Raw genomic sequence first — 260 nt, 5'->3', positions numbered from 1 at the left:
AAATTACGACATTATTGTATAAGATGCTATTGCGAAGAACTAATACGCCATATGAATCTGATGTATTATAGATTAAGCCACCATCATTCATTAATGCTTGTGCTAAATTTAAACCATAGCGATTAACAACCACTGTACCATCGCGTTTTACATCACCAAGTACAAACACTTTTTGCATATCTTTTCGGCTTACTTGAACAATATCACCATCCTGCAATAAGCGGTTTTGCGAAATGTCGCCAGGAGCATAAAAGTATTGT

General features: G+C 35.4%; 1 pseudogene. It reads right to left on the bottom strand.

What is annotated here, in order from left to right:
• A pseudogene (locus CWB80_RS22395) lies at positions 1-260 on the bottom strand (polysaccharide export protein); the annotation flags it as partial.

This window comes from Pseudoalteromonas sp. S1650, assembly GCF_005887195.1.
Classification (GTDB): Bacteria; Pseudomonadota; Gammaproteobacteria; order Enterobacterales; family Alteromonadaceae; genus Pseudoalteromonas; species Pseudoalteromonas simplex.
This window is presented reverse-complemented; position numbering and strand designations above follow the sequence as displayed.